The 12350-nt window shown below is 70.8% G+C and carries 14 protein-coding genes; 5 read left to right on the top strand and 9 right to left on the bottom strand.

The features are described 5' to 3' along the window. Positions 1–25: 25 nt before the first annotated feature. Positions 26–586: an acyl-CoA thioesterase gene (locus tag ACWC0C_RS02810; protein WP_449197475.1), complete on the bottom strand. Its 561-nt coding sequence runs from the start codon at positions 584–586 to the stop codon at positions 26–28. A 119-nt stretch (positions 587–705) separates the two neighbouring features. Between ACWC0C_RS02810 and ACWC0C_RS02805 the strand changes: the two genes are divergently transcribed. Beyond that, positions 706–2037, top strand: a complete 1332-nt coding sequence (locus ACWC0C_RS02805) for an LCP family protein (protein ID WP_449197474.1) — start codon at positions 706–708, stop codon at positions 2035–2037. Positions 2038–2100: 63 nt separating this feature from the next. On the opposite strand, the gene ACWC0C_RS02800 is transcribed toward ACWC0C_RS02805, so the two are convergent. After that, complete coding sequence (locus ACWC0C_RS02800) at positions 2101–2460, bottom strand: four-helix bundle copper-binding protein (protein ID WP_449197473.1); 360 nt, start codon at positions 2458–2460, stop codon at positions 2101–2103. A 163-nt stretch (positions 2461–2623) separates the two neighbouring features. After that, on the bottom strand, positions 2624–3781 hold the full coding sequence (locus ACWC0C_RS02795) for an acyl-CoA dehydrogenase (protein WP_449197472.1): 1158 nt from the start codon (positions 3779–3781) through the stop codon (positions 2624–2626). A gap of 176 nt (positions 3782–3957) precedes the next feature. On the opposite strand from ACWC0C_RS02795, the gene ACWC0C_RS02790 reads away from it, so the two are divergent. Continuing rightward, entirely contained in the window at positions 3958–5301 is a 1344-nt protein-coding gene (locus ACWC0C_RS02790) for a UDP-glucose dehydrogenase family protein (protein WP_449197471.1), read from the top strand. Positions 5302–5408: 107 nt separating this feature from the next. Here ACWC0C_RS02790 and ACWC0C_RS02785 read toward each other — a convergent pair whose 3' ends face one another. Further along, complete coding sequence (locus ACWC0C_RS02785; RefSeq protein ID WP_450861076.1) at positions 5409–5915, bottom strand: CGNR zinc finger domain-containing protein; 507 nt, start codon at positions 5913–5915, stop codon at positions 5409–5411. Positions 5916–5998: 83 nt separating this feature from the next. Between ACWC0C_RS02785 and ACWC0C_RS02780 the strand changes: the two genes are divergently transcribed. Both ACWC0C_RS02780 and ACWC0C_RS02775 read left to right on the top strand, forming a co-directional pair. Next, the gene (locus ACWC0C_RS02780; RefSeq protein WP_450861074.1) at positions 5999–6358 is read left to right on the top strand and encodes a VOC family protein; all 360 of its coding nucleotides are present in this window, start codon (positions 5999–6001) and stop codon (positions 6356–6358) included. Positions 6359–6374: 16 nt separating this feature from the next. Continuing rightward, positions 6375–6767 (top strand): VOC family protein, encoded by a 393-nt coding sequence (locus ACWC0C_RS02775; RefSeq protein ID WP_450861072.1) that lies wholly within the window; start codon positions 6375–6377, stop codon positions 6765–6767. A 10-nt stretch (positions 6768–6777) separates the two neighbouring features. Here ACWC0C_RS02775 and ACWC0C_RS02770 read toward each other — a convergent pair whose 3' ends face one another. Next, positions 6778–7872: a dipeptidase gene (locus ACWC0C_RS02770; protein WP_450861070.1), complete on the bottom strand. Its 1095-nt coding sequence runs from the start codon at positions 7870–7872 to the stop codon at positions 6778–6780. A 109-nt stretch (positions 7873–7981) separates the two neighbouring features. Continuing rightward, positions 7982–8341 carry a MerR family transcriptional regulator gene (locus tag ACWC0C_RS02765; protein WP_450861068.1) on the bottom strand — a complete coding sequence of 120 codons (360 nt, stop codon included), beginning with the start codon at positions 8339–8341 and terminating at the stop codon, positions 7982–7984. A gap of 53 nt (positions 8342–8394) precedes the next feature. Here ACWC0C_RS02765 and ACWC0C_RS02760 point away from each other — a divergent pair, with 53 nt between their 5' ends. Further along, positions 8395–9534 (top strand): alkene reductase, encoded by a 1140-nt coding sequence (locus tag ACWC0C_RS02760; protein WP_450861066.1) that lies wholly within the window; start codon positions 8395–8397, stop codon positions 9532–9534. On the opposite strand, the gene ACWC0C_RS02755 is transcribed toward ACWC0C_RS02760, so the two are convergent. Genes ACWC0C_RS02755 through ACWC0C_RS02745 form a run of 3 tightly spaced genes read right to left on the bottom strand, consistent with a single transcriptional unit; the run spans position 9474 to position 12325 of the window. After that, a complete protein-coding gene (locus ACWC0C_RS02755) occupies positions 9474–10661 on the bottom strand; it encodes a dipeptidase (protein WP_449197464.1) in 1188 nt (395 codons plus the stop codon). The two genes, ACWC0C_RS02760 and ACWC0C_RS02755, sit on opposite strands and share 61 nt — an antisense overlap. A 6-nt stretch (positions 10662–10667) precedes the next feature. Beyond that, positions 10668–11189 carry a 5-(carboxyamino)imidazole ribonucleotide mutase gene (gene purE, locus ACWC0C_RS02750; protein WP_449197463.1) on the bottom strand — a complete coding sequence of 174 codons (522 nt, stop codon included), beginning with the start codon at positions 11187–11189 and terminating at the stop codon, positions 10668–10670. Continuing rightward, positions 11186–12325 carry a 5-(carboxyamino)imidazole ribonucleotide synthase gene (locus ACWC0C_RS02745; RefSeq protein ID WP_450861064.1) on the bottom strand — a complete coding sequence of 380 codons (1140 nt, stop codon included), beginning with the start codon at positions 12323–12325 and terminating at the stop codon, positions 11186–11188. Before ACWC0C_RS02745 ends, purE begins: the two co-directional genes overlap by 4 nt. Positions 12326–12350 lie beyond the last annotated feature (25 nt).

Genomic DNA, 12350 nt, shown 5'->3' with positions numbered 1-12350 from the left:
ACCCCCCTGGAACGGGCGGGAGTTGCTAGTCCTCGAACCCCTCCGCCGCCCGCTTCTCGCGCAGCTCCCGGATCGCGCGGCGGCGGGCCAGGCGGTGGGTGCGGCGGATCTGGGCCTCCTGGTAGCGGCGGCGGTCGCGGTCGGTCTCGGGGAGCACCTGCGGCACCCGGCGCGGCTTGCCGTCGGCGTCGACGGCCGCGAAGACCAGGTAGGCGGAGCCGACCTGGGTGGGCGGGGCCGACTCGTTCCAGCGCTCGGCGAGGACCCGCACGCCGACCTCCATGGAGGTCCGGCCGGTCCAGTTCACCTGTGCCTTCACATGGACCAGGTCACCGACGCGGACCGGCTCGAGGAAGGCCATCTCGTCCATCGACGCGGTGACCGCGGGACCGCCGGAGTGCCGGCCCGCCACGGCGCCCGCCGCGTCGTCGACCAGCTTCATGATCACACCGCCGTGCACCGTGCCCAGAAGGTTGGTGTCGTTGTGGGTCATGATGTGGCTGAGGGTGGTGCGCGAGGCGGATGTCGGCTTGCCGGGGATGTCCGGTTCCATGTCCGGTTCCACGTCCGTGGCCTGGTCTGTCATGCCCTCCACCTTATGCCGAGGCGACAATCGCGGAATTTGTGTCGGCTTCGCAACAGCGCCGCTGTTATTTTCCGACAGCCCTTGTAAGCCTCACACCCACGCCCTGCACACTGGGGCGCATGAATGACTGGCCCGAGGCATGGTCCGACGACAACCGCGGCCCGCAGTACGGACGCGGCAGCGCCGGCGCGCAGCCGGAGAACGCCCGCGTGATGCGTCAGGTGCGGCGCGGCCCGGCGGTACCGCCCGGGCAGCGCTCCTACGGCGACCCCGGCCCGGCGGCGCCGCCGTACGGAGCCGGTGTCCCGCAGCAGCCGTCGTACGTCGACGGCCAGGGGTACGACGAGGGAGCCGGCCACGGCGACTACGACAGCGGCTACAACACCGGGCAGGTGTACGGCGGCGGTCGGCGCGGCGGCGGCTTCGTACCCAACGACAACGACCCGGACCCGGAACTCGACCGGTACCGGCCGCGCCCGAACTGGCGGCGCCGGATCAAGTGGACCGTGATCACGCTGGCGACCGTGCTGGTCGTCACCTCGGTCGCCACCTACTTCTGGGCCGACTCCAAGCTGCGCCGCGAGGTCGACCTGTCCCAGGTCATCGACCGGCCGTCGGCGGGCTCCGGCACGAACTACCTGATCGTCGGCTCGGACAGCCGCGAGGGCATGTCCAAGGCGGACGAGAAGAAGCTGCACACCGGTTCCGCCGAGGGCAAGCGCACGGACTCGATGATGATCCTGCACGTCGGCGACAACGGCGACACGCTGGTCTCGCTGCCGCGCGACTCGAACGTGACCGTCCCGTCGTTCAAGGGGACGTCCGGGAAGCTCTACCCGGCCACGGGCCGGCAGGAGAAGCTCAACGCGACCTACGCCGAGGACGGCCCGACCCTGCTGGTCCGCACGATCGAGGCCAACACCGGTCTGCACATCGACCACTACGTGGAGATCGGCTTCCAGGGCTTCGCCAACATCGTGGACGCGGTCGGCGGTGTCGAGATCAACATCGACAAGGGCTTCAAGGACAAGTGGTCCGGCGCCGACTTCAAGGCGGGCAACCAGACCCTGAACGGCCAGCAGGCCCTCGCCTTCGTCCGCACCCGGCACGCGTTCGCCGCCTCCGACCTGCAGCGCACCAAGAACCAGCAGAAGTTCCTGTCGGCGCTGGCCCACCAGGTGGCCAGCCCGTCGACGGTCCTCAACCCCTTCGAGTTCTATCCGGTGATGGGCGCGGGCCTGGACTCCCTGATCGTCGACAAGGATATGTCCCTGTGGGACCTGGCCTCGATGTTCTGGGCGATGAAGGGCGTCCAGGGCGGTGACGGCACGTCCCTGAACATGCCGATCTCCGGCTCCACCGGCGGCAACCTCGTCTGGGACAAGGCGAAGGTCAAGACGCTGGTGGACGAGCTGAACAACGACCAGAAGGTCACCGTCTCCGGGAACTGACCGGCCGCCGTACGAAGATCAAGGGCACCCGCTCGGGTGCCCTTGATCCTTTTCGCCCGGGGCTCACATACCGGCGCCCGCCATCGCGCGGCACATCTCCGCGCAGCGGCGACACGCCTCGGCACATCGCATCATCTGCTTGTCCTCCGGCATCTGCATACACGCCTCGGCACACATGTCACAGGCCCGGGCGCACAGCGTGCACATCTCGGCCGACATGGGCGAGCGCCGCATCATCATGTCGGCGCACATACGGGTCGTCTCGGAGCAGTCCATGAGCGCGCCCATGATCCGCATCTGGACCTGGCCGCCCATCTGCATGCAGGAACTCATGGTCTCCTCGCACATGCTGTGCGCGGTCATGCAGGCGTCGACGCACTCCTGCATCTGCTGGGTCATGGGCGCCATCGTCGGCTGGGTCATGGCTCCTCCTCGGGAGGCGGGGACCCGGGACGGGTCCCGTGTGCTTCCGTCCTACGTCCCCGGGGCCCGCACCGCATGTGACCGACCGGTCGGCAGGTGCGCCCGCACATGAGAAAGGCGCCCTGGAGGGCGCCTTCCTTCGAGCCACGAAACCCCCTTGCCGTTACGGCAGGTTGCGAGCCATGACGATCCGCTGGACCTGGTTCGTGCCCTCATAGATCTGCGTGATCTTCGCATCGCGCATCATCCGCTCCACCGGGTAGTCCCGCGTGTAGCCGTAGCCGCCGAGGAGCTGGACGGCGTCCGTGGTGACCTCCATCGCCACGTCCGAGGCGAAGCACTTGGCGGCGGCGCCCAGGTAGGTGAGGTCGGCGTCGCCGCGCTCGGAGGCGGCGGCGGCCTGGTAGGTGAGGGCGCGGGCCGCCGAGATCTTCATGGACATGTCCGCGAGCATGAACTGGATGCCCTGGAAGTCGGCGATCGCCTTGCCGAACTGCTTGCGCTCCTGGACGTAGCCCTTGGCGTAGTCGAAGGCGCCCTGCGCGACACCGAGGGCCTGGGCGGCGATGGTGATGCGGGTGTGGTCCAGGGTCTTCATCGCGGTGGCGAAGCCGGTGCCCTCCTCGCCGATCATGCGGTCGGCGGGGATGCGGACGTTGTCGAAGTAGACCTCGCGGGTCGGGGAGCCCTTGATGCCGAGCTTCTTCTCCGGGGCGCCGAAGGAGACGCCCGGGTCGGACTTCTCGACGACGAAGGCGGAGATGCCCTTCGTGCGCTTCTCCGGGTCGGTCACGGCCATGACCGTGTAGTACTCGGAGACGCCCGCGTTGGTGATCCAGCGCTTGACGCCGTTGAGGACCCAGTGGTCGCCGTCGCGGACCGCCTTGGTCTTCATGCCGCCCGCGTCCGAGCCCGCCTCCGGCTCGGAGAGGCAGTACGAGAACATCGCGTCGCCCTTGGCCAGCGGGGTCAGGTACTTCTTCTTCAGCTCCTCGCCGCCGGAGAGGATCACGGGGAGCGAGCCGAGCTTGTTCACGGCCGGGATCAGGGAGGAGGAGACGCAGGCGCGGGCCACTTCCTCGATCACGATGACGGTGGCGAGCGCGTCGGCGCCGGCACCGCCGTACTCCTCGGGGACGTGCACCGCGTGCAGGTCGTTGGCGACGAGGGCGTCGAGGGCCTCCTGCGGGAAGCGGGCCTCCTCGTCCACCGCCGCGGCGTACGGCGCGATCTTCGCCTCGACCAGGGAGCGGACGGCGTCACGGAGCATGTCGTGCTCCTCGGACGGGCGGTACAGGTCGAAGTCAGCCGATCCGGCCACGGTCTCTCACGCTCCAAGCAGTGATACTGACGCTAATTACCGTTAAGTAACTCAAATTTTAGAGGTCCGCCCCGAGGACGCCTACGTGAGCTACGCGACAGCGGGGAAATTGCCCGCTGTACGGCCCGGCTATGCTCGGGCACCGCACGGACGAGTCCCCTAGCTGGAGCGCACCCATGAGCCTGAAGATCACCGTGATCGGCACCGGCTACCTCGGCGCCACGCACGCCGCGGCCATGGCGGAGCTGGGCTTCGAGGTGCTGGGGCTCGACGTCGTGCCCGAGAAGATCGCCATGCTGGAGCGCGGCGAGACCCCGATGTACGAGCCGGGTCTGGAGGAGCTGCTGCGCAGGCATGTCGCGGGCTTCGAGGGATCCACCGGGCGGCTCCGCTTCACCACCGACTGGGCCGAGGTGGGGGCCTTCGGCGACGTCCACTTCGTGTGCGTGAACACCCCGCAGAAGCACGGCGAGTACGCCTGCGACATGTCGTACGTCGACTCCGCGATCTCCTCCCTCGCCCCGCATCTGCACGCTCCGGCCCTGGTCGTCGGCAAGTCGACCGTGCCGGTCGGCTCCGCCGACCGCCTCGCCTCCTACCTGGCCGAGCACGCCCCGGCCGGTGTGGACGCCGAGCTGGCCTGGAACCCGGAGTTCCTGCGCGAGGGCTTCGCCGTCCAGGACACCCTGCACCCGGACCGGATCGTGGCGGGCGTGCGCAGCGAGCGCGCCGAGAAGCTGCTGCGGGAGGTGTACGCGACCCCGATAGGCGACGGCACGCCGTTCGTGGTGACCGACTTCCCGACCGCGGAGCTGGTCAAGACGGCGGCGAACTCCTTCCTCGCCACCAAGATCTCGTTCATCAACGCGATGGCGGAGGTGTGCGAGGCCGGGGGCGGTGACGTGGCGAAGCTGGCGGAGGCGATCGGGCACGACGACCGGATCGGCGCCAAGTTCCTGCGCGCCGGGATCGGCTTCGGCGGCGGCTGTCTGCCCAAGGACATCCGGGCGTTCATGGCGCGGGCGGGCGAGCTGGGCGCGGACCAGGCGCTGACCTTCCTGCGTGAGATCGACTCCATCAACATGCGGCGGCGCGGCCAGATGGTCGAGATGACCCGGGAGGCGCTCGGCGGCGGCTCCTTCCTCGGCAAGCGGGTCGCGGTGCTCGGCGCCACCTTCAAGCCCGACTCCGACGACGTCCGGGACTCGCCCGCGCTGAACGTGGCCGGCCAGATCCACCTCCAGGGCGGCCAGGTGACGGTGTACGACCCGAAGGGCATCGCCAACGCCCGCAAGGTCTTCCCGACCCTCGGCTACGCCGACTCCGCGCTGGACGCCGTCCGCGGCGCCGACGTCGTCCTCCACCTCACGGAGTGGCGGGAGTTCCGCGAGCTGGACCCGGCGGCACTCGGCGAGGTCGCGTCGGCCCGGCTGATCCTGGACGGCCGCAACACGCTCGACCCGGAGCTGTGGCGCCGGGCGGGCTGGACGTACCGGGCGATGGGGCGTCCTACCGCGTAAGTACGCATGTGGCGACGCCGGTTCGGCCGAGGCTCAGTCGGCCGAACCGGCGTCTTTCCGCATTCTGCACCACCGGGCACACATATGGCCGGTGAACTCCCTGTGTGTTACCCCTCCTTGGCCCGGTACCGGCGCATCTTCGCCCGGGCCCCGCACACCTGCATCGAGCACCAGCGGCCCCGACCGGCCGGGCTGCGGTCGTAGTACGCCCAGTGGCAGGTCTGGGCCTCGCAGGCCTTCAGCCGCATCCAGGTGCCGTCCGTCAGCCCCTCGGCGACGGCCGCGGCGACGCGGGAGAGCAGCGGGCCGTCCGGGGCGGGGGCGAGGCTTGCGGAGCCGTCCCTCTCGTCGACGGCGACGTACAGGGGCGCTCGGGACAGCAGCTCGCCGAGCGGCGTCACCTCGCGGTGCGGCGGATGCCCGGCATGTGTGAGCAGCACCGCCCGCAGCGACTCCCGCAGCTCCCGCGCCTCCTCCAGCCCGCCCTCGGCGATCCCGAAGCGGGCGCGGCCCTCCGCCGAGTCCAGCGTGTCGGCGCCGGTCTCGATGTCCAGCGTGTTGACCAGGGACTCGACCAGCGCCAGGGCTCCGGGGGCGGCCGATCTCGCATTCATAGTTGCGACGTTACCTCCGATGCGGGAGCATGCAGTAACCGTTACCGGTTGCCCCTCTTTATGGGTAACTCAAGGAGGTAGTCATGGCTCTCGCCAAGCTCGGTGTCGTGGTGCTGGACTGTCCCGATCCCCGCGCGCTGGCCGGCTTCTACGCCGGGGTGCTGGGCGGCACGGTGGAGGGGGACGGCGCGTGGATCGACCTGAAGGTGTCCGGCGGAACGGCGCTGGCCTTCCAGCAGGCACCGGGGTTCGTCCCGCCGAAGTGGCCCGCGCCGGACGACTCGCAGCAGTTCCATCTGGACCTGGTCGTGGAGGACCTGGACGCCGCGGAGAAGGGGGTGCTGGAGCTGGGGGCGCGGCCGCTGGACGCCGGGGACCGCTCACGCACCTGGCGTGTGTACGCCGACCCGGCCGGGCACCCGTTCTGTCTGTGCGCCTGCTGAGACCAGGGAGGATCCCATGGCGTCCGTCGCCCGTTTCCGTTCCGTCGTGCTCGACTGTCCCGATCCGCACGAGCTGGCCGCCTTCTACGCGGCGGTGGCCGGGGGCACCCCGGACGCCGAGGACGACGACTGGGTCGTCCTGAAGGTGCCGGACGGGCCGCGGCTGGCCTTTCAGCGGGCCGAGGGGTACACCCCGCCGGAGTGGCCGCGCGCGGATCGCAACGGCCAGCAGTTCCACCTCGACTTCGACGCGGGGCGGACCTGGGCGGAGATCGACGCGGCGCATGAGCGGGTGCTGGCGCTGGGCGCCCGGCCGCTGGACCTGGAGGACCGGGAGGAGAAGGACTTCCAGGTGTACGCCGATCCGGCCGGGCATCCGTTCTGCCTGTGCCGGATCGACCACCCGTGACCCGGCTGACCTAGATCGTGTCCAGCTCCCCGATCTTCGCGTTCGACGGTTCCCTGCGGTGCTGGGCGGCGCGGGCGGTGAAGTCCGCGCCGCGCAGTACCCGTTGGATGTTGCCCCAGGTCAGCAGGGCCAGCTCGGGCTCGGACCAGCCGCGGCGGAGCAGTTCGGCGATCAGGTGGGGGTAGCGGGAGGTGTCGGCCAGGTCGCGGGGGTGGGCGGCGCCGGAGTCGTAGGTGCCGGACAGGCCCACGCACTCCGGGCCGGCCACGTCACGGACATGGTCGAGGTGGTCGGCGACGTCATGCACCGTCGGCCCGGTCTGCTCGGCGGTCAGCGGCACCATGCACAGGCCCTTCGCCGCGCCCAGCGAGGTGAGCAGTTCATCGGGCAGGTTGGCCGGGTGCGGGCGCAGGGCGCGGGCGGCGGAGCGGGTGCACAGTACCGGGGTCTTGGAGAGTGCGAAGGTGCGTTCGGCGGTCGCGGCCGAGGCGCCGGAGACGTCGGCGAGGACGCCGAGCCGGTTCATCTCGCGGACCACTTCCTCGCCGAAGCGCGACAGCCCCGTGGCGCCGGCCCACGCCGTACCCGCGAGCGTGAGCACACGCAGGCCGAGGGTGTGCAGGATGCGCAGGACGCCGAGGGAGTCGTCGAGGGCGGTGGCGTGCGCGGGGCCCAGCACCACGGCGACCCGGCCGCAGTTGCGGGCGTCGATGACCTGCCCGGCGGTGCGCACCAGGCGCAGCCCCTCGGGGTGGGCCTCGATCACCGAGTGCATCTGGTCCAGCTGTTCCAGGGTCGCGGCCGTGACGCGGTCGCCGCCGGGGCCCTCGGGCAGGTGCAGCGACCAGAACAGCACGCCCACGTGGCCCTCGCGCATCCGCGGCACGTCGGTGTCGATGGCCGCCTCGCCCAGCTCCAGGTCGTACCAGGGCAGATGGCGCAGGGCCCACGGCAGTCCGCTGTAGCCGTCGGCGACCGGGTGGGCGGCGAGCAGGGCGTGGGCCCGCTCCAGGAACGCGGGCTCCGCGCCGAAGGGGTCGTCCGGCAGGGTGTCGTCCCCGCCGACCTCGGTCGTGGTGGGGATGTCGTCCTGGAGGTCGGCCATGGCGGGCTCCGTACGTCGTCGTGAGCTACGTCGTGTGGGGCGTATCGCCACGGTCGCACGGAGGGGATGAGGGCTTCCTGGTGAGTGGGGCGTTCGGGGGTACGGCAGGTCAGGCGTCCCGGGCCGTGCGGATCACCTCGTCCAGGGTCTCCCGGGAGCGCTTGAGGTCGGCGATCATGCGGTCGATCCGGTCGCGTTCGGCGGTGAGGTCCCGCACCAGGCGCGGGGTGGCGATCGCGGACGGGCCGCCGTCGCGGTCGCGCATGCAGGGCAGCAGCTGCCGGATCTTCTCGCTGTGCAGCCCGGCCGCGTACAGCTCCTGGATCCGGATGACCCGGTCGACGGCCGCCTCGGGGTAGTCGCGGTGGCCGCCGGGGGTGCGCTCGGCGGCGAGCAGTCCCTGGGTCTCGTAGTAGCGCAGCGACCGCTCGCTCACGCCGGTGTGCCGGGCCAGTTCACCGATTCTCATTCGGAGCCTCCGGGCTTGAATCTCACATCAGTGTCAAGTTCTACCGTGCCGGCATGACGCAGACAACGGACTTCCTGGCCCCCGCCCGGCTCGGCCGGCTGGCACTCCCCAACCACCTCGTCATGGCCCCGCTGACCCGGAACCGCGCGGAGGCCGACGGCACCCCGACCGACCTGATGGTCACGCACTACGCCCAGCGCGCCTCGGCCGGGCTGATCATCGCCGAGGGCTCGACGCCCAACCCGGTCGGGCAGACGTACCCCGACATCACGGCGATCCACACCGACCGGCACACGGCCGGCTGGCGGCAGGTCACCGACGCGGTCCGGGCGGCCGGCGGGCGGATGTTCCTCCAGCTCCAGCACGGCGGCCGGGTCAGCCACCCGGCGACCACCGGCCTCACTCCGGTCGCGCCGTCCCCGGTCCCGCTGCCGGAGACGATCTTCACCCCGCACGGCCACCGGCCGGCCGCGGTCCCGCGCGAGATGACCGCGGACGACATCCGCGCCACGATCGCCGACTTCGCCGCCGCCGCGCGCCGGGCCGTCGACGCGGGCTTCGCGGGCGTGGAGGTGCACTCGGCCAACGGGATGCTGCTGCACCAGTTCCTCGCGGACAACACCAACCGCCGCGCCGACGCCTACGGCGGCCCCGTGGAGCGCCGGGTGCGGTTCGCGGCGGAGGTGACCGAGGCGGTGGCCGACGCGATCGGCGCGGACCGGGTGGGCATCCGCGTCTCCCCCGCTTCCACCGTCAACGGCGTCCTGGAGAACGACACCGAAGGCCTGTACGCCGCGCTCCTGGACCGCCTGAAGGGGCTGGACCTCGCCTATCTGCACCTGGTGCGCTCCGACCCGGCCACCGGCTGGTACCGGCGGATCCGCGCCGACTGGCCCGGCGCCTTGATCGGCAACCCGGACCTGACCGACCTGACCACCGAGGCCGTCACCCGGGCCGCCCGGGAGATGCTGGCGGCCGGCGCCGACCTGGTGGCGCTCGGCCGGCCGTTCCTCGCCAACCCGGACCTGGTCGAGCGGCTGCGCCTGGGCGCACCGCTCAACCCGGTCCGGGACCGGTACTTCATGTACGTGGGCGGGGCCGGCGGCTACAACGACTACCCCGCCCTGGCGGATCAGGCGGGGTCGCCGTCCAGCGACTCGATGGTGGCGTTGGACGGGGACCGGGTGGCCTGAAGGCCGCGGGCCACGTCCTCCGCCGCGCCCAGCACCCGTACCGCGTTCTGCCAGGTCAGCTTGGCCAGGTCGGCCTTGGACCAGCCGCGGTCGAGCAGCTCGGCGAGCAGGTTCGGGTAGCCGGAGACGTCGTCCAGGCCGTCCGGGGTGAACGCGGTGCCGTCGTAGTCGCCGCCTATGCCCAGGTGGTCGATGCCGGCCACCTCGCGCATGTGGTCCAGGTGGTCCGCGACCGTGGACACCGTGGCGACCGGACGCGGGTTGCGCTCCTCGAAGGCCCGGTGGATCTTCATGGCCTCGGGGCTGGTGTCGAGGTGGTGCAGACCGTGGGCGCGCATGTTCTCGTCGGCCGCGGCCGTCCACTCGACGGCCGCCTGGAGCACGAACTTCGGCACGAACGTCACCATCGCCATGCCGCCGTTGGCCCGCAGCCGCTCCAGGACGTCGTCGGGGATGTTGCGCGGGTGGTCGCACACGGCGCGGGCGGAGGAGTGCGAGAAGATCACCGGCGCGGACGTGGTGTCCAGTGCGGCCCGCATGGTGGTGGGGGCCACATGGGAGAGGTCGACCAGCATGCCGAGGCGGTTCATCTCCCGCACCACCTCGCGGCCGAACGCGGACAGACCACCGACCCGGGGCTCGTCCGTGGCGGAGTCCGCCCAGTCGTTGTTGTCGTTGTGGGTGAGCGTCATGTAGCGCACACCCAGCTCGTACAGGCCGCGCAGGGTGCCGAGGGAGTTGTCGATCGAGTGACCGCCCTCCGCGCCCATGAGCGAGGCGATACGGCCCTCCGCGCGCGCCGCCTCCATGTCGGCGGCGGTCAGCGCGGCCCGCAGGTCGGCGGGGTGCCCGGCGATCAGCCGCCGTACGCAGTCGATCTGTTCGAGGGTCGCCGGCACCGCCCCGGGCAGGTCGGAGCGCACGTACACCGACCAGTACTGCGCCCCGACCCCGCCCGCGCGCAGCCGCGGGATGTCGGTGTGGAGGTGGGCGTCCTGCCGTACGGCGATGTCGCGGGCGGCGAGGTCGTAGCGGACCTGTTCGCGCAGCGCCCACGGCAGGTCGTTGTGGCCGTCGACGACCGGGAACTCGCGCAGCAGGGACCGTGCTTCGTCCAGTGAGGTCATTGCCTGTTACTTCCCGAAGCCGAAGCCGCCCGATCCCTCGACCTTGGAGCGCAGCCGCTTGCCCTTCTCGGTGGCCTGGTCGTTGAGGTCCTGCTGGAAGTCGCGCATCTTGTGCAGCAGGTCCTCGTCGTGCGCGGCGAGGATGCGGGCCGCGAGGAGACCGGCGTTGCGGGCACCGGCGACGGAGACGGTGGCCACGGGCACGCCGGCCGGCATCTGCACGATGGACAGCAGCGAGTCCATGCCGTCCAGGTACTTCAGCGGCACCGGCACGCCGATGACCGGCAGCGGGGTGACGGACGCGAGCATGCCCGGCAGATGGGCGGCACCGCCCGCACCGGCGATGATCACCTTCAGTCCGCGGTCGGCGGCGTGCTCACCGTACGTGATCATCTCGCGGGGCATGCGGTGCGCGGAGACGACGTCGACCTCGTACGCGATCTCGAACTCGTCCAGGGCCTTGGCGGCGGCCTCCATGACGGGCCAGTCGGAGTCCGACCCCATGACGATGCCAACAACAGGGCTCATTCGGTGATCGTGCCTCTCAGATAGCCGGCTGCGTGACGGGCGCGCTCCAGCACGTCGTCCAGGTCGTCGCCGTAGGTGTTGACGTGTCCGACCTTGCGGCCGGGCTTCACGTCCTTGCCATACATGTGGATCTTGAGCTTGGGGTCGCGGGCCATGCAGTGCAAGTACGCGGAGTACATGTCCGGGTAGTCGCCACCCAGGATGTTGACCATCACGGTCCACTTGGCGCGCGGGCGCGGGTCGCCGAGCGGGAGGTCGAGGACCGCGCGGACGTGGTTGGCGAACTGCGAGGTGATCGCGCCGTCCTGGGTCCAGTGGCCGGAGTTGTGCGGGCGCATCGCCAGTTCGTTGACGAGGACGCGGCCGTCGCGGGTCTGGAACAGCTCGACCGCGAGATGACCGACGACGTCCAGCTCCTTGGCTATGGTCAGCGCCATCCGCTCGGCCTGCAGCGCGAGGGGCTCGTCCAGGCCCGGGGCCGGCGCCACGACCGTGTCGCAGACGCCGTTCACCTGCCGTGACTCCACCACCGGGTAGGCGACGGCCTGGCCGTGCGGGGAGCGTACGACGTTGGCGGCCAGCTCGCGGACGTAGTCGACCTTCTCCTCGGCGAGGACCGGGACGCCGGCACGGAACGGTTCCGCGGCCTCCTCGGGGGTCTCCACGACCCACACGCCCTTGCCGTCGTAGCCGCCGCGCACGGTCTTCAGGACGACCGGGAAGCCGTCCCCCTCCGCGGCGAACCGGATGACATCCTCCGGATCGGTGACGATCCGGTGCCGTGGGCACGGGATGCCGATCGCGTCGAGCTTCGCGCGCATCACACCCTTGTCCTGGGCGTGCACCAGCGCGTCGGGCCCCGGACGCACGGGGATACCGTCCGCTTCCAGGGCCCTGAGGTGCTCGGTGGGTACATGTTCGTGATCGAAGGTGATCACATCGCAACCGCGCGCGAACTCACGCAGCGTGTCCAGGTCGCGATAGTCGCCGATCACGACATCGCGCACGACCTGGGCCGCGGAATCCTGAGGGGTGTCACTGAGGAGCTTGAACCTGATGCCCAACGGGATGCCCGCCTCGTGCGTCATACGCGCGAGCTGCCCCCCGCCGACCATGCCGACTACCGGGAACGTCACACCCCTAGCGTATCGGCCACGCGGA

Source organism: Streptomyces sp. NPDC001709 (genome assembly GCF_053596375.1).
Note: the sequence above shows the minus strand (reverse complement) of the source record. Positions and strands in the feature narration are given on the sequence as shown.